Annotated in this window: 16 protein-coding genes; 12 read left to right on the top strand and 4 right to left on the bottom strand. The window is 69.2% G+C overall.

Going from position 1 to position 17,787, the window contains the following annotated elements; translation table 11 throughout:
• Window positions 1–293: 293 nt before the first annotated feature.
• The 4 genes from mgtA (at window position 294) to BR31_RS0126245 (ending at window position 5,227) form a co-directional block, all read left to right on the top strand.
• Entirely contained in the window at window positions 294–2,909 is a 2,616-nt protein-coding gene (gene mgtA / locus BR31_RS0126230; RefSeq protein WP_051637763.1) for a magnesium-translocating P-type ATPase, read from the top strand.
• 80 nt (window positions 2,910–2,989) lie between these two features.
• Window positions 2,990–3,658, top strand: a complete 669-nt coding sequence (locus BR31_RS0126235; RefSeq protein ID WP_027503539.1) for an MspA family porin — start codon at window positions 2,990–2,992, stop codon at window positions 3,656–3,658.
• 63 nt (window positions 3,659–3,721) lie between these two features.
• Window positions 3,722–4,399 carry an MspA family porin gene (locus BR31_RS0126240; RefSeq protein WP_027503540.1) on the top strand — a complete coding sequence of 226 codons (678 nt, stop codon included), beginning with the start codon at window positions 3,722–3,724 and terminating at the stop codon, window positions 4,397–4,399.
• A gap of 159 nt (window positions 4,400–4,558) precedes the next feature.
• Window positions 4,559–5,227 (top strand): AIM24 family protein, encoded by a 669-nt coding sequence (locus BR31_RS0126245; protein WP_027503541.1) that lies wholly within the window; start codon window positions 4,559–4,561, stop codon window positions 5,225–5,227.
• Window positions 5,228–5,290: 63 nt separating this feature from the next.
• Here BR31_RS0126245 and BR31_RS0126250 read toward each other — a convergent pair whose 3' ends face one another.
• The gene (locus tag BR31_RS0126250) at window positions 5,291–5,638 is read right to left on the bottom strand and encodes a DoxX family protein (protein WP_027503542.1); all 348 of its coding nucleotides are present in this window, start codon (window positions 5,636–5,638) and stop codon (window positions 5,291–5,293) included.
• 110 nt (window positions 5,639–5,748) lie between these two features.
• Between BR31_RS0126250 and BR31_RS0126255 the strand changes: the two genes are divergently transcribed.
• Window positions 5,749–6,384, top strand: coding sequence for a formylglycine-generating enzyme family protein (locus BR31_RS0126255; protein WP_037178549.1), 636 nt, complete (start codon window positions 5,749–5,751; stop codon window positions 6,382–6,384).
• Between the two features lie 29 nt (window positions 6,385–6,413).
• On the opposite strand, the gene BR31_RS0126260 is transcribed toward BR31_RS0126255, so the two are convergent.
• Window positions 6,414–7,088, bottom strand: coding sequence for a PaaI family thioesterase (locus BR31_RS0126260; protein ID WP_027503544.1), 675 nt, complete (start codon window positions 7,086–7,088; stop codon window positions 6,414–6,416).
• A 101-nt stretch (window positions 7,089–7,189) separates the two neighbouring features.
• On the bottom strand, window positions 7,190–7,783 hold the full coding sequence (locus BR31_RS0126265; RefSeq protein ID WP_027503545.1) for a TetR/AcrR family transcriptional regulator: 594 nt from the start codon (window positions 7,781–7,783) through the stop codon (window positions 7,190–7,192).
• Between the two features lie 66 nt (window positions 7,784–7,849).
• On the opposite strand from BR31_RS0126265, the gene BR31_RS0126270 reads away from it, so the two are divergent.
• Both BR31_RS0126270 and BR31_RS0126275 read left to right on the top strand, forming a co-directional pair.
• On the top strand, window positions 7,850–8,170 hold the full coding sequence (locus tag BR31_RS0126270) for a hypothetical protein (protein ID WP_231496710.1): 321 nt from the start codon (window positions 7,850–7,852) through the stop codon (window positions 8,168–8,170).
• Entirely contained in the window at window positions 8,167–8,661 is a 495-nt protein-coding gene (locus tag BR31_RS0126275; RefSeq protein WP_027503547.1) for a hypothetical protein, read from the top strand. Before BR31_RS0126270 ends, BR31_RS0126275 begins: the two co-directional genes overlap by 4 nt.
• Before the next feature lie 48 nt (window positions 8,662–8,709).
• Here BR31_RS0126275 and BR31_RS0126280 read toward each other — a convergent pair whose 3' ends face one another.
• A complete protein-coding gene (locus BR31_RS0126280; protein ID WP_027503548.1) occupies window positions 8,710–9,531 on the bottom strand; it encodes an acyl-CoA thioesterase in 822 nt (273 codons plus the stop codon).
• Between the two features lie 102 nt (window positions 9,532–9,633).
• On the opposite strand from BR31_RS0126280, the gene pepN reads away from it, so the two are divergent.
• From pepN to BR31_RS0126305, 5 genes are all read left to right on the top strand, one after another.
• A complete protein-coding gene (gene pepN / locus BR31_RS30300; protein WP_051637764.1) occupies window positions 9,634–12,171 on the top strand; it encodes an aminopeptidase N in 2,538 nt (845 codons plus the stop codon).
• Window positions 12,152–13,348 (top strand): winged helix DNA-binding domain-containing protein, encoded by a 1,197-nt coding sequence (locus BR31_RS0126290; RefSeq protein WP_037178490.1) that lies wholly within the window; start codon window positions 12,152–12,154, stop codon window positions 13,346–13,348. Before pepN ends, BR31_RS0126290 begins: the two co-directional genes overlap by 20 nt.
• A 304-nt stretch (window positions 13,349–13,652) precedes the next feature.
• A complete protein-coding gene (locus BR31_RS0126295; RefSeq protein ID WP_027503550.1) occupies window positions 13,653–15,029 on the top strand; it encodes a flavin monoamine oxidase family protein in 1,377 nt (458 codons plus the stop codon).
• A 43-nt stretch (window positions 15,030–15,072) separates the two neighbouring features.
• Window positions 15,073–16,776: a DEAD/DEAH box helicase gene (locus tag BR31_RS0126300; RefSeq protein WP_037178491.1), complete on the top strand. Its 1,704-nt coding sequence runs from the start codon at window positions 15,073–15,075 to the stop codon at window positions 16,774–16,776.
• Between the two features lie 205 nt (window positions 16,777–16,981).
• Window positions 16,982–17,785, top strand: a complete 804-nt coding sequence (locus tag BR31_RS0126305; RefSeq protein WP_027503552.1) for an SDR family oxidoreductase — start codon at window positions 16,982–16,984, stop codon at window positions 17,783–17,785.
• The last annotated feature ends 2 nt before the right edge of the window (window positions 17,786–17,787 follow it).

A 17,787-nucleotide genomic window follows, 5' to 3' on the forward strand; every position in this document is an offset into this window, starting at 1 on the left:
GAGCACCGTGGACGAACCGCCGAGTCGATATCCGGCCTCGCCCGGATTCCTCACCGCCGGTGTCCATCGCGCCCGCTAGTCGCGGACACCGCCGGACCCCCACGCGCGGCACCTCGCCGCGACCATGCCCGCGACCGTCGAAGTCGCAGAGCCTATTTCGTTGTGCCCGATCGCTAGCGAGTTCGTGCGCGACCGAGAGATCTGTCATGTCAACAACCAGTGTCTCGGCACCCCCGGGGCATCCGGGTAAGGCCACCAAACGAAACAGTCAGCCTGTTCTCCCCGACCGTCAGATGACGGAACTTGCCCGGCTGGCCCGCCTGCGTCAGCCGGGCGTGTACGCCGAACTGCAAACCACACCAAAGGGATTGAGATCAGACCAGATCGACCCGCTGCGCCGTAGGCACGGCAGCAACGAGGTCCGCCATGACCGACCGGCACCGGCGATAGTGCAGTTCCTCGCCACCTTCAAGAATCCATTCATCCTGATCCTGCTGTTCATCGGCGTGATCATGTACATCACCGAGGTGGTGCTGGCCGACCCCGAAGAGGGTCCCGACTACATGGGGATCAGCACGGTCGGCGTGATGGTCCTGATCAGCGTGTCGCTGCGGTTCTGGCAGGAGTACCGGTCGGGACGGGCCGCGGAAGCGCTCAAGGCGATGGTGAGCACCACGGTCTCCACCACCCGCCAGATAGGTGACACGGTGGTGACCGCCGAGATCCCCATCGAGCAGTTGGTGCCGGGGGATGTCGTCCAGCTCGCCGCGGGCGACATGATCCCCGCGGACGTGCGAGTCGTGCGCGCCAAGGACCTGCAGGTCAACCAGGCGATGCTCACCGGCGAGTCGATGTCCGCCGAGAAGATGAGCGATCCGGTGGCCGGGCTCGAGCCCGATCGGATCCTCGAGGCCGGGAACCTCGCGTTCATGGGCACGTCGGTGGTGTCCGGCTCGGGGACCGCGGTCGTGGTCCACACCGGGGACGACACCTACTTCGGCGCGATGACCGAAGGGCTGGGCGCGGGCCGTCCCGAGACCAGCTTCGATCTCGGGGTGAAGAAGGTCAGCTACCTGCTGATCCGCTTCATGGTCATCATGGTGCCGACGGTCTTCATCATCAACGGACTCACCAAGGACTGGAGCCAGGCGCTGCTGTTCGGCGTCGCGACCGCGGTCGGGCTGACGCCGGAGATGCTTCCGCTGATCGTCACCGCCAACCTTGCCAAGGGCGCGCTCTACATGTCCCGCCACAAGGTGATCATCAAGCAGCTCAATGCTATTCAGAACTTCGGCGCGATGGACGTGCTGTGCACGGACAAGACCGGCACCCTCACCGAGGACCGGATCGTGCTGGAGGAGCATCTGGACACCGCCGGTCGGCTCAGCGCGGACACCCTGCGCCTGGCCACGATGAACTCGGTGTTCCAGACCGGACTGCGCAGTCTCCTCGACGGCGCCGTCGTCGAGGCCGCGGGACCCGACCTGGTCGAGCGGATCCGCAGAGAGCACGGCCTGGTCGACGAGATCCCGTTCGACTTCGCTCGCCGACGGATGTCCGTGGTCGTCAACGACGGCGATGCCGACCTGATCATCACGAAGGGCGCCGTCGAGGAGGTGCTCGCCGTGTGCACCGCGGTCGAAGTCAACGGTGCAACCCACGAGTTGACGCCGGGGCTGCTCTCGGCGCTCGATCGGCTCGTCGCCGAGCAGAACGGGCTCGGCAAGCGGGTCCTGGCTCTCGCCACCCGGCGTCTGCCCGCCGGCCAGGGCGACGCCAGGCGCGACTACTCGACGGCCGACGAGTCCGGGATGACGATCGTCGGTTTCCTGACGTTCCTCGACCCGCCGAAGGCCTCGGCCGCCACCGCGATCGAGGCGCTGCGAGCCCACGGGACCGCGGTCAAGGTGATCACCGGCGACAACGAGCTGGTGGCCGAGACCGTCTGTGGGAAAGTGGGTCTCGACGTCGGGTCCATCATCACCGGCGCCGAGATCGACCGATTGGACGATGACGGCCTCGATGCGATCGTCGGAGAGACCACGGTCTTCGCGAAAACCAATCCGCTGCAGAAGGCCCGGATCGTGGACGCGCTCAAGCGGAATGGGCACACGGTCGGATTCCTCGGTGACGGGGTCAACGACGCACCGGCCCTGCGCACCGCGGACGTCGGCATCTCGGTGGACACCGCCGCCGACATCGCCCGTGAGTCGGCCGACATCATCCTGCTCGAGAAGGACCTCGGCGTACTCGAGCGCGGCGTGGTCGAGGGGCGTCGCACCTTCGGGAACATCCTCAAGTACATCAAGATGACCGCCAGCTCGAACTTCGGCAACATGTTCTCGGTCCTCGTCGCGAGCGCACTGCTTCCGTTCATCCCGATGATCCCGGCCGTGCTGCTGGTGCAGAACCTCGTCTACGACATGGCGATGCTGACGATCCCGTGGGACCGAGTGGACCGCGAGTTCGTCGAGAAGCCGCGCAAGTGGGAGACCCGCAGCCTGACCAGGTTCATGGTCTTCATCGGGCCCATCAGCTCGATCTTCGACATCACCACGTTCGCACTGATGTGGTTCGTCTTCGCCGCGAACACCCCCGAGCAGGCCGCGCTGTTCCAGTCGGGGTGGTTCGTCGAATCCATCATCTCGCAGACGCTGATCGTGCACATCATCCGCACGGGGCGCATCCCGTTCCTCCAGTCGAGGGCGTCCCTGCCGGTCCTGATCTCTACCGGGCTGGTCTGCGCCTTTGGCCTGGTGTTCCCGTTCATCGGATGGGGCCAGGCGCTGGGCCTGGTTCCGCTGCCGTGGTCCTACTTCCCGTGGCTGATTCTGACGCTGGTCGCGTACTGCGTGCTCACCCAGGGGGTCAAGGTCTGGTTCATCCGCCGCTTCGGCGGCTGGCTGTGAACCACAACGGCGCTCGTGTGAACACGGCGCCGGCAAGTGTCCAACCAACGTCCGTTCTTCGGAATCTCAAAAGGAAATCCATGAACTCGAACAGCTTTCGTATGCGCCGCCTCGCCCGCCTAGCCGGCATCGGCGCCACCGCGGCCGTCGCGATCGGCCTGATGTCAACCGGTGCGGCGAGTGCCGACACCTTCGTGCCGCTGCCCGATGGGCAGAAGGCGGGCCCGGGAGCGGTACTCACCCGCACCGAGGAGAGCGCCCTGATCTCCCCGTCGCTGGCGGCCAACGGCGCCGGCCGCACCGCCTGGGTCTCGGGCACCGTCACCGCCGATGTCACCGGCGCTTCGGAGGACGGAGTGGCGGGACCCTCGAACGGGGCCACCAACGAGAAGGGCACCAACAACTCCTCCACGCACGGTGTCTCCCGGATCAGCACCGGCTACATCGTCGGCTGCCAGGTCGACATCACCGGCCTCGGCGGATCCATCGGCGCCGGGATCGACCTCTCGGGTCCCTCGGTCTCCGGTTCGCTGACCGTCCCGGTCTCCGCGGGCCAGGTCAAGTTCGTGAACGTGGCCGGCAAGGACATCTCGGGTAACGGCACCTACTCGGTGCAGTACCAGGACACCCAGCTCGAGATCCAGAACTGCGGCGGCTTCGCCCAGGCCCGCGCGTACACGGTGGTCGAGATCGTCGGCAACGACTACTCCAAGACCACCCTGTACGGCCAGCCGTTCAGCATCGGGTAGCAAGTCGGCCACGTACACAGCCCCCACCTGAATCCTGAAAGACCAACCAGTAAAGAGGAATTCATGAGTAACAGCAGCAACAGCCCACGTCACGAGCTGCGGATTGCCACCATCGGAGCGGCGGCCGCCATCGCCCTCGGCCTCTGCTCCGCCGGTACCGCCAATGCCGACACCGTCGTCCCGTTGCCCGGCGGGGCGATCACCAAGACCCTCGCGGACGGCACCGAGGTGACCGTCACGATGACCGACGAGTCCGCGACGGTGTCCCCATCGATGGGGTCGACGCCCCTGCACCGCAATGTGTGGGTGTCGGGTTCGGCGAAGGTCGAGATCTCCGGCGGTTCCGGCGCCGAGGGCGGCTCCATCGAGCCCGGCTACATCGTGGGCTGCCAGCTCACCCTCGGCGGCGAGACCGGTGCGGATGCCGGTCTCGGTGCCGAGTGGAAGGGCGCCGCCGAACCTGCCGCAGGCGGCGCGGGCGCCGTCTCGATCGGTCCAGGCGAGGCCGCGAGCTTCCCGATTCTCGATCTCGAGTCCGCCGATGACTTCGGTGGCGAGTCGCACTCCGGCGAGCACTCCTTCGAGGGCGACTCCGGCAGCGTCACCTGGGCCGACTCCACCATGGGCGTCGAGGGCTGCGCCGGCTACGCCCAGGCCCGCTCCTACGTCAACGTCACCGTCGAGACCGAGAACGTCACGAGCACCGTCACCCTCTGGGGACAGCCCTTCAGTATCGGCTGACCCGAGCGGCGGGTGGCGAGCGTGACCCGGGGCGGAGGGCGAGTCCGGCCTCCGCCCCGGTCGGAGCTGAACAGGCAGTGCTGCAACGATATTGGAGCACGCGAGGTCCGCGCGATCTGCTCGCCCCTGGCGGCGTCGGATTCGGCTAGCATCGGGAGAATGCGTAGCGACCTGATGAAGAACGCGGAACGTAGTGGTGAGCCGGGGACTTTCGTGCTGCAGAACTCGCGAATGCTCAAGGTCGACCTGGCCGGAACCGGCGGGCACTTCTTGGCCCGTCAGGGGTCGATGGTCGCCTACCAGGGTGATGTCGACTTCGCCTACCAGGGCAGCGGAGGGCTCGGCAAACTGTTCAAGAAGGCACTCACCGGTGAGGGCATGTCACTGATGAAGGTGTCGGGCAGCGGCGACGTCTTCCTCGCCCGCGACGCCGACGAGATATTCCTGCTCGAACTCGAGGACGAGTCCGTGACGGTCAACGGGACGAACGTTCTCGCGTTCGAGAGCTCGCTGAGCTGGGACATCAATCGGGTCGAGGGTGCATCGATGCTCAGCGGTGGGTTGTTCAACACCACATTCAGCGGGCGCGGTGTGCTCGCGATCAATGTCCACGGCACCCCCGTGGTGCTGAACGTGGACACTCCCACCTATGTCGACATGCAGAGTGCGGTGGTGTGGTCGACCGGGCTGCAGTCGACCATTCGCAAGACCGCGAAGATGTCTGCCGCGATCGGACGTGGTTCGGGCGAGGCGTACCAATTGTGTCTCACCGGAAACGGATTCGTCGTCGTTCAGGCGTCCGAGGGTCATCCCATCCCGCAGCACTGAACCTCTGACGCACCGGTCGGTGCGGTCGGCCGTGGCCGCGCCGCCCCGACCGGGCGATCGTGCTCAGGCCGCATATCCCAGTGCCGCGGCAACGAGCACCGGCGCCAGGTACAGCAGGGGGAACGGGATGTGGGCGTACGAGCGCGCCCGCATCACGGTGATGACCGCCCCTGCGAAGTACAGGAACAGGCCGATCGTTGCCAGGATGCCGACCACGGGCACGAACAGGCCGACCAGCAGGCCCGCCGCCCCGGCGGCCTTGGCGGCACCGAGCCACGGCCACCACGACCGGGGAACGCCGTAGTCGGTCAAGGCTTCCACCACCCATCCGGCACGGAGGAAGACGGCGGCGGCCGAATAGCCGACCCACGCGGCGGCCAGGACGGTGACGATGACGTAGGCGGTGTTCATCGGGTTGTCTCCTCATGGGGTTCGAATGGACTCACCACCCTGACGGCGCCCGCGCCGAGAATGTGACAGTGCGCGATGAACGAACTTTCCAGGAGCTGATCGACATGGTGATGATCGCGGTCCCCGCGGGGGACGTCACGCTCTCGGATCGGCGGACCAGCCGCAGCTGGCGCGTCGATGTCGATGCCTTCGAGATCGCCGCCACGCCCCTCACCCAGAGCGAGTACGCCGAGATCACCGGCGAATGGCCAGGGGCGACCCGGGGTGCGTCCCTGCCGGTCGAAGGTGTGTCGTGGTGGGATGCGATCACGTTCTGCAACAACATGTCCGAGCAGGCCGGCCTCGCCGCGGTCTACAACATTGTCGGTGACGACGTCACCTGGGACACCGCGGCCGACGGGTACCGGCTGCCGACCGAGGCCGAGTGGGAACGTGCCTGCCGGGCCGGGACGACCGGTCCGCGGCACGGACCTCTCGACGAGATCGCGTGGTATCGCCAGAACTCCGACGGCCGGCCGCATGAGGTCGGCGCGAAGCAGCCGAACGCGTGGGGACTACACGACACCCTTGGCAACGTCTGGGAATGGTGCTGGGACCTCTACGACCCCGAGGTGTACGGCTCCTATCGGGTGCTCCGCGGAGGCGGCTGGTTCGACGAGCACTGGAGCTGCCGCGCTTCCGCCCGACGACGCAGCCACCCCACCTACCGGATCGACGATGTCGGATTCCGCGTCGCTCGCGGATAGCCGCGCCGACCCTGGACGGAACTATCGACTCACGCCTGCCCGGGCTTGAGCACGATGAACAGCCCGTGTGCTTCGGCGCAGAGCCGGTCGCCGTCGTGCAGCGTGGCGCGCACGAAGACCTTGCGGCCTTCCTGGCGTTCGGCCCAGGCACGGACCTTGAGCTCGGTGTTGAGCGGCGTCACGGATCGGTAGTCCACGGTGAGGGAGGCGGTTCGGGTGATCGAACCCGCGTGCATCGCGGCGGCCATGCCGAGTAGATCGTCGAATCCGACCGCCACCTGGCCGCCGTGCGCGGCATTGTTGCCGCCGAGGTGGTAGTTGCGGAAGGTGAGACGGGCGTCGACACCGCTGGAGTCGGCGTGGTCGATCATGAAGGGCGGGAGCGTGATGTTCCCGCGGGCGGGTAGGTCGAACCGGGTCCAGGTCGGCGTGGACCACTCGTTCACGACGGCGGCGTCCAACTTGTCGTTGAGCTGCTTGAGGATGCCGATCGCGTCCAACGCCAGCTCGTCGGTGGGGCTGGCCAACCGCGCGCGGTCCATCAGCCCGCGCACCTGCTCGATGAGTTCGCCGTAGTACGGCCCGCCCCGCGTGATGTCGGCGCCGCGTTCCTCGCGCGCGTTGATCAGCTCGGACATCGGCCGGAACCCGCCCTCGTGGTGTTCTTGATCGGGTAGCGAGTCGCCGACCTGCTGTTCGTTCATGAGAACACGTTATCGGTTGCCGGCGGAACGCCGACCTGGCGGGTTCGTCGCGTGGCCACCATCGGGTGTGGAATTCCCGCCGATCCGGCTCCTCGGGTGCCTCAGCCTCGGTACGAGGTCAACAGCGTGCGCGCCGTGGCGGCGAGGTCGGTGTCGAGCCAATCGGGCAGCTCGCCGGCATGGGCGTGGCGGCGCAGCGCGGCGTACGGAAGGTCGACGACGGCGCGGCTGACGGCGTCGATCTCCCGGTCGCCGTCCGCGCCGAGCAACTCGCGGGCCAGGCGCCGCAGGTGCTCGTACAAGGGCGCGTTCATCCCGCCGAGGCGGCCGCGGAACTCAGCGTCGGGTCCGCCGTCGAGCAGGTCGCTCGGACGCAGGTTGAGCAGAAGCTTTGCGTCGTCGGGCAATTCGCGACCGAACTGCACTGCCGCGACCGCCATCGCCACGCCCGCCTCGACGGGGTCCGGGTCGTCCGCGGCCCCCATGACGCGTTCCTGGAAGCGGGCGAGCGCGCGCAACCACGCCTCGGTGAGGACGCCGTTGCGGCTGCCGAAACGGTGGTACAGCGTGCCGACGGGGGCGCCACTCGCCGCGGCGATCGCCGCGACGCTGGCCGCGCGTGGGCCGTCGGCGAGCACGAGCGCGCGTGCAGCGTCGAGGATCACGTCGGTGTCGTGCTTGCGGGGTGGTGCCATCTACTAGTACGTTCCTTCTATATGGAGCGATTGCCCTACATTGACGAGCATGCCAGATCGATCGATGTGAATCGGGATCGGGCGTGGCAGGCGCTGCTGAAGGTCGTGTGCACGGACCCGAACGACCCGTCCGCGCCGAGGGGGTTCCGGCTCGATTCGGCCGACGCCCCGGCCCGGTTGGCGCTGTCGGGTCGGCACTGGTTCTCGCGCTACGCGCTGATCTTCGAACTCGACGAGGAGGGGCCGAGCCGCACCCGGATCCGGGCGCAGTCGTGGGCCGAGTTCCCCGGCGTGCACGGCAAGATCTACCGGGCGCTGGTGATCGGCAGCGGCGGTCACCAGGTGGTCGTGCGCAGGCTGCTGCGCCAGGTAGCGGGCGCGGCATGATCCCCGGGCTCGTCTGGGGTGCCACCGAGGCCGAGCGCGTCCAACCCCTGCCGTGTGACGACCTGGGCTTCGGCGGGGTGCAGGCAGACCGGGCCATCAGCATCGACGCATCACCGCCGGTGGTCTACGCCTGGTTGAGTCAGCTGCGCGTCGCGCCCTACAGCTACGACCTGCTCGACCGCTTCGGCAGGCGCAGCCCGCGCCGCCGCGACCCGGGGCTCACCGAACTCGAAGTGGGGCAACGCTTCATGTCCCTGTTCGACCTGGTGTCCTTCGATCCCGGCAGGCAGATCACCCTGGTCACCGGCAGGACATGCGTCACCTATGCGGTGCGGCCCGAGGGCGGCGGGACCCGCCTCGTGGTCCGGATGCACTGCGGTGCGCCGTGGATCGTCGCGCGTGCGCTGGCGCTCGGCGATCTGGTCATGATGCGAAAGCAGCTGCTGACGTTGAAGACGCTGGCAGAGGCGGAGCAGCGCCCCCTCGCGTGATGTGCGGGGAATCGCACGGTCGCCGGACCGGGGCCGGCGGCCGTCGTCTCAATCCTTGAAGTAGACCAGCTGGTGGGTCGTCGCCAGCAGTTCGCCGTCGCGCCCCCACAGCTCCGCGGACTGGTCGAAGTAGCCCCTGCGGATCTGCTGGGCGCGGGCGGTACCGAGCAGGGCATCCTCCGCTTGCTCGGCGAGCACCTCCGCGTCGGCGTGGAAGTACACGGTCATCGAGACGGTGCCCGCCGGCATGTACTGTCCGCGGCGCAGGAAGATCCGGGGGAAGAACACGTCGCTCAGCGCGGTCAGGGCCGCGAAGTCGAGCGGACGGGCGGGGCTATCGCGCACCCACAGCGTCGAGACCGTGTCGGGGTGTTCGACCGCCTCGGTCGTGGGGATGCCACCCGCGACGAAGCGCATCTCGTAGTTGCGGGACCAGGCGATGAACTCGGGGAAGGCGCCTGCCTCGACGTCCTCGACGGCGGGAACCTCCGGGCGGGTGATCTCGGTGGAGGACCAGGTCTCGCGGCGGGTGCCGAACACCGCGGTCGCGGTCGTCGCGACGACCCCGTCCTGGGACAGCTCGAGGGCCCAGTGCTGGGTGCTGCGGTTGGTCCGGACGGGCCGGGCGGAGATCTCGAACGCGCCCTCGGCGATGGGGCCGGCGTAGTTGACGGTCAGCGACAGCGGATCGCCAAGCCGGTCCGGGTGCTGCTGCACCGCGCGCAGCAGGGTCGCAGCGGTGATCCCGCCGAACGGGCCGACCATGTTGGCGTAGGCCGGGGAGGTGTGCCCGCTGAAACGCCCGTCGCCTGCGGGAGTGAGCTCGACGGCAGCGTCGAAGGGGTGCGGCGGGGCGATGGTCCGGGTCACGGTGGCTCCTCGTAGGTGATGACGGATCGGCACAAGTATGACGCTTGGCATAGGAGCCGTCGGTACCGCCCTCGTGTCCTGCCCGCCTGGCAGGATCGACCCGTGACCATCGCGAACCTGACCCGCACCGAAACCGCCGCCCGATCGGCCGCGGTCACCGTTCGCGGTTACCGCGTCGAACTCGACCTCCTGGCCGCGCCCGACCACTCCCGCCCGGGCTTCCCGACGACCACGACCATCGATTTCGACGCCGCCGGGGCCGAGACGTGGATCGACTTCATCGGGCTGTCGGTCGAGTCGGTGACCGTCAACGGGACGCCCGCACCCGTCGAGTACGACGGCGCACGCATCCTGGTCCGGGATCTGCGCGCGTCGAACCGGGTTGTCGTCGAGGCCACCGGCGAGTACAGCCGTTCCGGCGAGGGCCTGCACCGCTTCCTCGACCCCGTCGACGGCCAGACCTACCTCTACACCCAGTACGAGCCGTCGGACGCGCGCCGGGTGTTCGCCTGCTTCGAGCAGCCGGACATGAAGGCGCCGTTCACCTTTGCCGTCACGGCCCCCGCCGGGTGGCAGCTGGTGTCCAATCGCCCGATCGCCACCCGCGAGGCCGACGACGCCCGTCAGGCGGTGGAGTTCTCCCCCACCCTGCCCATCTCCACCTACCTGACCGCCGTGGTCGCCGGTCCCTATGTCCGGGTCGAATCAACTTGGAGTCGTGGAGATCTCACGGTTCCACTCGGCCTGCTGTGCCGTGCCTCGCTCGCGCAGTACCTCGATGCCGACACCCTCTTCGAGGTGACCGGGCAGGGCCTCGACTTCTTCGCCGAGCAGTTCGAGTATCCCTATCCGTGGGGCAAGTACGACCAGGTGTTCGTACCGGAATACAACCTCGGCGCGATGGAGAACCCCGGCTGCGTGACGTTCACCGAGGCCTACGTCTTCCGTGGTGCGGCGACGGCCGCGCAGTACGAGGGGCGAGCCAACACGGTCCTGCACGAGATGGCCCACATGTGGTTCGGGGACCTCGTCACGATGGTGTGGTGGGACGACCTGTGGCTCAAGGAGTCGTTCGCCGACTACATGGGCGCGCTCGCCAGCGCCGAGGCCACGCGATGGACCGATGCGTGGGTCGCGTTCGCGAACCGGCGCAAGGCCTGGGCGTACTCGCAGGACCAGCTGCCCACCACGCACCCGATCGTCGCGGACATCGTCGACCTGGAGGCGGCCAAGCTCAACTTCGACGGCATCACCTACGCGAAGGGCGCTAGCGTGCTCAAGCAACTGGTCGCGTTCGTCGGGCGCGAGGCCTTCTTCGAGGGTTCACGCCGCTATTTCCGGGCGCACGCCTTCGGGAACACCACCCTCGCGGACCTCCTGTCGGAGCTGTCGGCGGCCTCGGGCCGCGATCTCACCGAGTGGGCGCGCGCCTGGTTGCAGACCTCCGGGATGTCGACGCTGGCGCTCGAGGAGGCCGACGGCGGCCATGTGATCGTCCAGACGGATCCGCGCCCGCACCGCCTGGCGGTCGGGCTCTACGACTTCGACGCCGCCGGCGACCTGGTCCGCCGCGAGCGGGTGGAGGTGGATCTGCTCGCCGAACGCACCCCGATCGTGCTCGATCCCGCTCCGTTGCGCCTGCTCAACGATGGGGACCTCACCTATGCGAAGGCGCGATTGGACTCCGGATCGCTTGCCACCGTGGAGCATTCGCTCGACAGGGTCACCGATGCGCTCGCGCGCGGGCTGATCTGGTCCGCGCTGTGGAACGCGACCCGCGACGGCGAACTGGCCGCAGACCGCTACCTCACGATGGCCCGGGCATTCGCGCCCGCGGAGTCGAACACGGCGCTGCTGGCGGCGGTGCTGTCGAATGCGTCCTACGCCATCGGGCACTACCTGCCGACCGAGGATCGGGACCGGTGGCGCGGTGCCTGGCTCGACACGACCTGGGCGGCAATGCAATCCGCCGAGCCGGGTTCCGGGTCTCAACTCGCCTGGGCACGCGCTGCGGCGGCAGCGGCCACGGTCGACGACCGCCTGGCCGCCGATATCAGGGCTGCCCTCGACGGCCGGGCGCCCGCCCCCGAGGGGTTGGCGCTCGACCCCGATCTGCGCTGGGCGCTGTGGACCGCGCTGGCCGCAACCGGCCACGCCTGCGCGGCGGACCTGGACGCAGAGCTCGGTGGCGACGACACCGCCTCCGGGCGGACCGCCCACCTGCGGGCGCTGGCGGCCCGGCCGGACGCGGAGGTGAAGGCGAGCGCATGGGAGTCCGCGCTGGGTGACACGTCGTTGACCAACGAGCACCTCGATGCCGTCATCGCCGGGTTCCGGGCCGGTGATCGCCGCGACCTCACCGCCCGCTACGACGACGATTACTTCGCGGCGATCGGCGGCGTCTGGGCGCGGCGGAGCATCGAGATCGCGCGACGCATCGTGCTGGGACTGTTCCCGGCGGCCGAGTCGCTCGTCCCGGTCGACGACTGGCTGGCCGCGAACCCGGATGCGCCGAACGCGCTGCGCCGGCTGGTGATCGAGCAGCGCGACCACCTGGCCAGGGACCTGCGGGTGCGGGCCGGGCTCGGACAGCCGTGCCCGCCGGCCGCGAGCGGGCACAATGACACCCGTGCCCACTGATCACGCAGCCTCGTTCGACCCGGCGCAACGCCGCGCCCGACTGGCCCGACGCCACCGGCTCGCACCCGAGGCCCGCGCCGGGTGCGTGACCGAGGCGGCGAGGAGCCTGGTGTGCCTGCACGGCACGGACCCCGCGACGATCTTCCTGTCCGCCCGGGCAAGGGTCGACGGCATGGTGGTGGCGGACCTGGAGCGCGCCATGTACGACGAGCGCTCGTTGGTCAAACACCTCGCGATGCGGCGCACCCTGTTCGTGTTCCCGAGCGAGTCGCTGCCGTTCGTCCAGGCCGGTGCCAGCAATCGGGTTGCCGACACGGAGCGGCGGCGCCTGATCCGGGAGGTGGAGAAGGCCGGCCTTTTCGACGACGGGGCCGCCTGGCTCGGGGCGGCAGGAGACGCGGTGCTCGATACGCTGGAGGGCAGTGCGCCCATGTCGTACACGACTCTGCGCGAACAGATCCCGCTGCTGAAGGGCTCGATGACCTATGGCGAGGGCCGGAGCTGGGGTGGGCAGGTGTCGGTCGGGCCTCGGGTGCTGACCGTGCTGTCGGCCGAGGGCAGGATCGTGCGCGCGACCAATGACGGACCCTGGCGGGCGTCGCGGAACCGCTGGGCGACAAGTGAATCCTGGCTGGGCGCGCCGATCGATCACCGGACGGAGGCGGCAGGCGCGGCCTGGCTGGTCGAGGCGTGGCTGCGCGCGTTCGGCCCCGGCACCGAGGCCGACCTCAAGTGGTGGCTCGGGTCGACGGTGTCCACCGTGCGGAAGGCGTTGTCCACCTTGGACGTCGTCACGGTCGACCTGGACGGCCGGACCGGCTACCTGCTGGCCGACGACCAGGAACGGGACGACCCCGTCGAGCCGTGGGCGGCACTGCTGCCCGCTCTCGATCCCACCACGATGGGCTGGCGGGACAGGGACTGGTACCTCGGGCCGCACAAGGACCTGCTGTTCGACACCAGTGGCAACGCCGGCCCGACGGCGTGGTGGGACGGCCGGATCGTCGGGGGCTGGTGGCAGGACGAGGCCGGGCAGGTGGTGGTGCACCTGCTCGAGGACGTCGGCGCCGAGGCGCGACGGGCGTTCGACGAGGAGGCGGTCACGCTGTCGGCCTGGCTCCAGGGCGACAAGGTGCTCCCCCGCTTTCCCTCGCCCCTGGCGAAGCTGCGGGCCTGACGGCCGGTCTTGATCGCGGCCCGCGAACGGGTGGTTATCGGAACATCGGTCGAGTGGATTGCCCGATAAGCACCCGTTCGAGAGGCAGGGAGTACTCCCGGCAAGAATCGGCTCACCTCGCCGTTCGGTTGGCTTTGTAAACGCCACAACGGTTTTCGCGCTCACTCTCGCCGCCCTTGACCTGCTCGCGCACTGCGAGTACGCATAGATGCGAGGCGTATTCGACCCGCGCTATGCGAGTGCAGCCGATTGGTGCACCCGGCGAGGGGTGTGCGCGCAGATCTGGCGAACGCAGGGTGCAGTCATGGCTGACGTCGACGTCGACTATTGCGTTGTAGGTGCGGGATTCGCGGGGCTGACGGCGGCGCTGCGGCTCAAACAGGCGGGCCGATCGGTCGCGCTGCTGGAGGCGCGGGACCGGGTCGGCGGCCGGACCTTCACGGAGGTGCGCGAGGACGGGACGTGGATCGACCGCGGCGGTGCGTGGGTTGGGCCGGGTCAGGACCGGATCTACGCGTTGATGGACGAGTTCGGTGTGCCGAGCTACAAGCAGTACACCGACGGGCAGGCCATGATGGTGGTCGGCGGCAAGCAGCACCGCTACGAAGGCACCATCCCCCTGACGATGAGCCCGTGGGTGACGGCTAACCTCGGCGCGGTCTTCCTCGAGCTCGGCTCGATGTGCAAGACGATCCCCCTCGATGCCCCCTGGCGGGCGAAGAAGGCCGCGGAGTGGGACAAGATCAGCCTGGCCAAGTGGCTCGACGACAACGTCCTGTCGGGACCGGCGCACGAGCTCCTCGAGACGGCGATCGCGGGCTGCTACACCTCCGCGGCCGCCGAGGTGTCCATGCTCTTCGTGCTCTACCAGATGGCGTCGGGTGGCGGCCCTGGCTTCGTCCTCGGGGTCAAGGACGCGGCCCAGGACGAGCGGCCTGTCGGCGGCATGGGCGCGATCTACCGGCCGATGGCGGCGGAGATAGGGGACGCCGTCCATCTCGGCCAGCCGGTTCGCGGCATCACGCAGGACGGCAACGGTGTGACCGTTCGCTCCGAGGGCATGGCGGTGCGTGCCCGGCGAGTGATCGTCGCGGTGCCGCTCGCCATCGCGAGTCAGATCCGCTACGAGCCGATGCTGCCCGTCGACCGTTCCTTCCTGCACCAGCGGATGCCGAGCGGCTCGATCGTCAAGATCGCGGCCGTGTACGAGGAGCCGTTCTGGCGCGCCGACGGACTGTCGGGCCAGTCGGCGGCACCGGGCTCCCTCGCCACCATCACCATCGACGCGGGCACGGACGCGGCCACGCCAGGGGTGCTGTGCGTCATCGTCGAGGGCCCGATCGCGCGCGAGCTCGGACGCCTCGGGGAGGCCGAACGCCGGAAGGCGGTGCTCGGCGAGCTGGCCGGGCGATTCGGCGAGAAGGCAGGCTCGCCCGTCGACTACATCGAGCAGAACTGGACCGTGGAGCGCTATTCCGGCGGCGGCATGCTCAGCCACGCACCGACCGGGGTGCTGACGGAGTTCGGTCCCGCGCTCCGCGAGCCCTGCGGTCGCATCCACTGGGCCGGCACGGAGAGCTCCGCGCAGATGTGCGGCTGGGTGGACGGCGCCGTCCGCTCCGGTGAGCGGGCCGCCCGCGAGGTGACCGAGCGCGACGGGCTGACCCCAGCCGGACGGTAGTCCGTCGCGCCGGCATGTCGGACCGCGCGGCTACCGTTGCGTGGTGACCGCCAAGGCTCGCCGAAAGACCGCCCGCCCCGCGAAGAAGGCCGCGGCGAAGAAGGTCGATGCGCCCAGCCCGGGACCCGGGGAGCGCGTCTGGGTGCTCGAGGTGCCCTTCCGGGCTCCCGCCCCCGGCGCAAAGTACTACGGGGACATCAAGAGTCACGCCTACGTCGGGTCGAGCCTGCCCGAGGAGCTCCGCCTCTATGCGGCGAAGCCGTACTCGTACCAGCAGTGGGTCGAGGACGAGCTGAACGGTACCCGGGGTCCGGCCGCCGAGGCAGCCCCGAAGGAGTTGCGGCCCGAACAGCTGGAGGGGGCCGCCGCGATCGCCCGGGCGGCCGAGGCGAGCTTCCGGGGCTTCTGCCTCTCCGACGACCCGGGCCTTGGCAAGACGCTCAGCGCGATCGCCGGCGCGAAGGCGGTCGCTCAGCAGCGCGGCGGCACAACGATTCTCGTCACGGTCGACCGCCCCACCTCGATCACCATCCCGCACTGGCGCGCGTCGATCGCGGCCGTCGGCGACGGCGGCTACCGCTGGCTGATCATCTCCCCCGACCAGCTCAAGAAGCTCATCGCCCGCAACGGCAGGCCGAGGTACCGATTCGACGTCGTCGTCAACGACGAGGCACACAACTTCCGGCACGACTCGCAGCGCACGGATTACCAGCGGCGGGTGACCCGCCACCTCGACCCGCCCGAGAAGGCGCCGTTCGTCATCTCGCTGACCGCGACCCTCGGGCACCACCCCGGCGAGTGGCGGTACCTGTCGTCGTTGCTGGCACAGGTGCACCGAGAGCCGCCCCAGCGGTGGGACGAGCTCGGCGCCAGACTGGTCGAGCTCGGGGTGCCGCTGGAGCGGTACATGGGCCGCTGGCAGTGGACGGCGGAGGCGAAGGCGTCGGGCCGGATCCAGGCCGACGCCGTAGCCCGGGTGCGGGACGCGATGACCGCCGCCGAACCGCCGGTGATGCTGCACCGGGATGCGCCATGGGGGCAGGCCCCGATCGACGGGCTCGGGGTCGACCTGACCGTCGCGGAGCGGCAGCAGTACGAGATGGAGTGGGGCGACTACCGGCGCGAGATGCAGATCGCCAGGACCGGCTCCGACACCGCGCGCGGTCGGGCGGCCCTGATCCGGTTCCGGCAGAAGGCAGGCATGATCCGGGCGCCGCACACCGCGGACCTGGTCGCGGCGACCGTGGAGCGCGGCTATCAGTGCCTGGTCGCGACGGAGATGGTGAGCACCGGCGCGGAGCCGGTCGCCGACCTCCTCGAGGCGCGCGGTATCGCGGTGTCCCGGATCTTCGGCGGCCGCCGCGACGCCGAGAACGAGAGGCTGCGGTTCCAGCGCGGGGAGACCCGGGTGGTTGTGTTCAACACGACCTCCGCGATCAGCCTGCACGCCGCCGAGCACCTCGCCGACGGCTCCCGGGCAACCGCGACCCCTCGGATCGGGTTCTTCCACCAGCCCCGGTACTCCGGCATCGCCGCCCGGCAGACCATCGGCCGCGGTCACCGCGACTATCAGGTGTGCCCCTGGTCGCTGCTCTACGCCACCGACACGGTCGAGGAGTCCGCGGCCACCACGATGGTCGACCGGCTGATGGTCACCTCCGCCAGCGTCGACGGCGACACCAGCGCGCTGGTGTCGATCGCCCGGATGTTCAACGCGGACTGGATCGACCAGCGGGCCTTCGACTGAAGGGACGCCCGGATCCTCGTCCCGTTCAGCGGGACGAATCGGACCGGTGGTCGGGGCGCGCACCTAGCCTCCGATTCGGACGAACCTGGACGCAGCGATCGGCTCGGGGGATATCTTCGGAAACTGGGTGTCGCTCGGCGCATGCCCATTGACCGATTCGGCTTCTGGCCGTATCGCATCGGATCTCATGTTCGAAGGGAATTTCATGGCGACCTACGTCATCACTGGCTGTGCCTCGGGGATCGGCGCTGCCACCAAGGCACGGCTGGAATCCGACGGCCACCGCGTCATCGGCGTGGACCTGCACAACGCCGACGTCAACGTCGACCTGAGCACGGCCGACGGGCGCCGCGACGCGATCGCACAGGTCGCCGCGCTGGCCGACGGCAGCATCGACGGATTCGTCCCGTTCGCCGGCCTGGCCGCCGCCACGGGCCGCCCCGCGAATCTGCTGATCGCGGTCAACTACTTCGGCGCCATCGAACTCCTCGAGGGTCTGCGCCCGCTGCTGGCCGCGGGCAAGAACCCGTCCGTGGTGCTGATCAGCTCCAATTCCACCACCAGCCAGCCGAACTGGCCGACCGATCTCGCCGACGCCTGCCTGGCGGGCGACGAGTCGGGCGCCAACGCGGTCGCCGCGACGTTCGGGGAGTGGGCCGCCATCCAGGCCTACCCGGCCACCAAGGCCGCGCTGGCCTACTACGCCAGGACCAAGTCCGCCGAGTACATCGCGCAGGGCATCCGCCTCAACGCGATCGCGCCGGGCCTGATCGACACCCCGATGACCCAGGAGGGGCGCAAGGACCCGCTGGTCGGCGCGGGCATGGAGCACTTCCTGTCCACCATCCCCGCCGGTCGCGGTGGCACGCCCGAGGAGGTGGCCGCGCTGGTGGCGTTCCTGCTCGGCCCCGAGGCCAGCTACTTCGTCGGATCCGTCGTCTTCGTCGACGGCGGCACCGACGCCGCCAACCGCGGCAAGGACTGGCCGAAGGTGTGGGACCTGAGCTAGGA

The sequence above is a fragment of the Rhodococcus sp. UNC363MFTsu5.1 genome (assembly GCF_000686785.1).
GTDB classification, from domain to species: Bacteria; Actinomycetota; Actinomycetes; order Mycobacteriales; family Mycobacteriaceae; genus Rhodococcus_G; species Rhodococcus_G maanshanensis.

Excerpts from the sequence above, each read along its gene's own strand:
- mgtA (WP_051637763.1), top strand. The coding sequence starts at position 294 with ATGACGGAACTTGCCCGGCTGGCCCGCCTGCGTCAGCCGGGCGTGTAC.
- BR31_RS0126235 (WP_027503539.1), top strand. The coding sequence starts at position 2,990 with ATGAACTCGAACAGCTTTCGTATGCGCCGCCTCGCCCGCCTAGCCGGC.
- BR31_RS0126240 (WP_027503540.1), top strand. The coding sequence starts at position 3,722 with ATGAGTAACAGCAGCAACAGCCCACGTCACGAGCTGCGGATTGCCACC.
- BR31_RS0126245 (WP_027503541.1), top strand. The coding sequence starts at position 4,559 with ATGCGTAGCGACCTGATGAAGAACGCGGAACGTAGTGGTGAGCCGGGG.
- BR31_RS0126250 (WP_027503542.1), bottom strand. The coding sequence starts at position 5,638 with ATGAACACCGCCTACGTCATCGTCACCGTCCTGGCCGCCGCGTGGGTC.
- BR31_RS0126255 (WP_037178549.1), top strand. The coding sequence starts at position 5,749 with ATGATCGCGGTCCCCGCGGGGGACGTCACGCTCTCGGATCGGCGGACC.
- BR31_RS0126260 (WP_027503544.1), bottom strand. The coding sequence starts at position 7,088 with ATGAACGAACAGCAGGTCGGCGACTCGCTACCCGATCAAGAACACCAC.
- BR31_RS0126265 (WP_027503545.1), bottom strand. The coding sequence starts at position 7,783 with ATGGCACCACCCCGCAAGCACGACACCGACGTGATCCTCGACGCTGCA.
- BR31_RS0126275 (WP_027503547.1), top strand. The coding sequence starts at position 8,167 with ATGATCCCCGGGCTCGTCTGGGGTGCCACCGAGGCCGAGCGCGTCCAA.
- BR31_RS0126290 (WP_037178490.1), top strand. The coding sequence starts at position 12,152 with ATGACACCCGTGCCCACTGATCACGCAGCCTCGTTCGACCCGGCGCAA.
- BR31_RS0126295 (WP_027503550.1), top strand. The coding sequence starts at position 13,653 with ATGGCTGACGTCGACGTCGACTATTGCGTTGTAGGTGCGGGATTCGCG.
- BR31_RS0126305 (WP_027503552.1), top strand. The coding sequence starts at position 16,982 with ATGGCGACCTACGTCATCACTGGCTGTGCCTCGGGGATCGGCGCTGCC.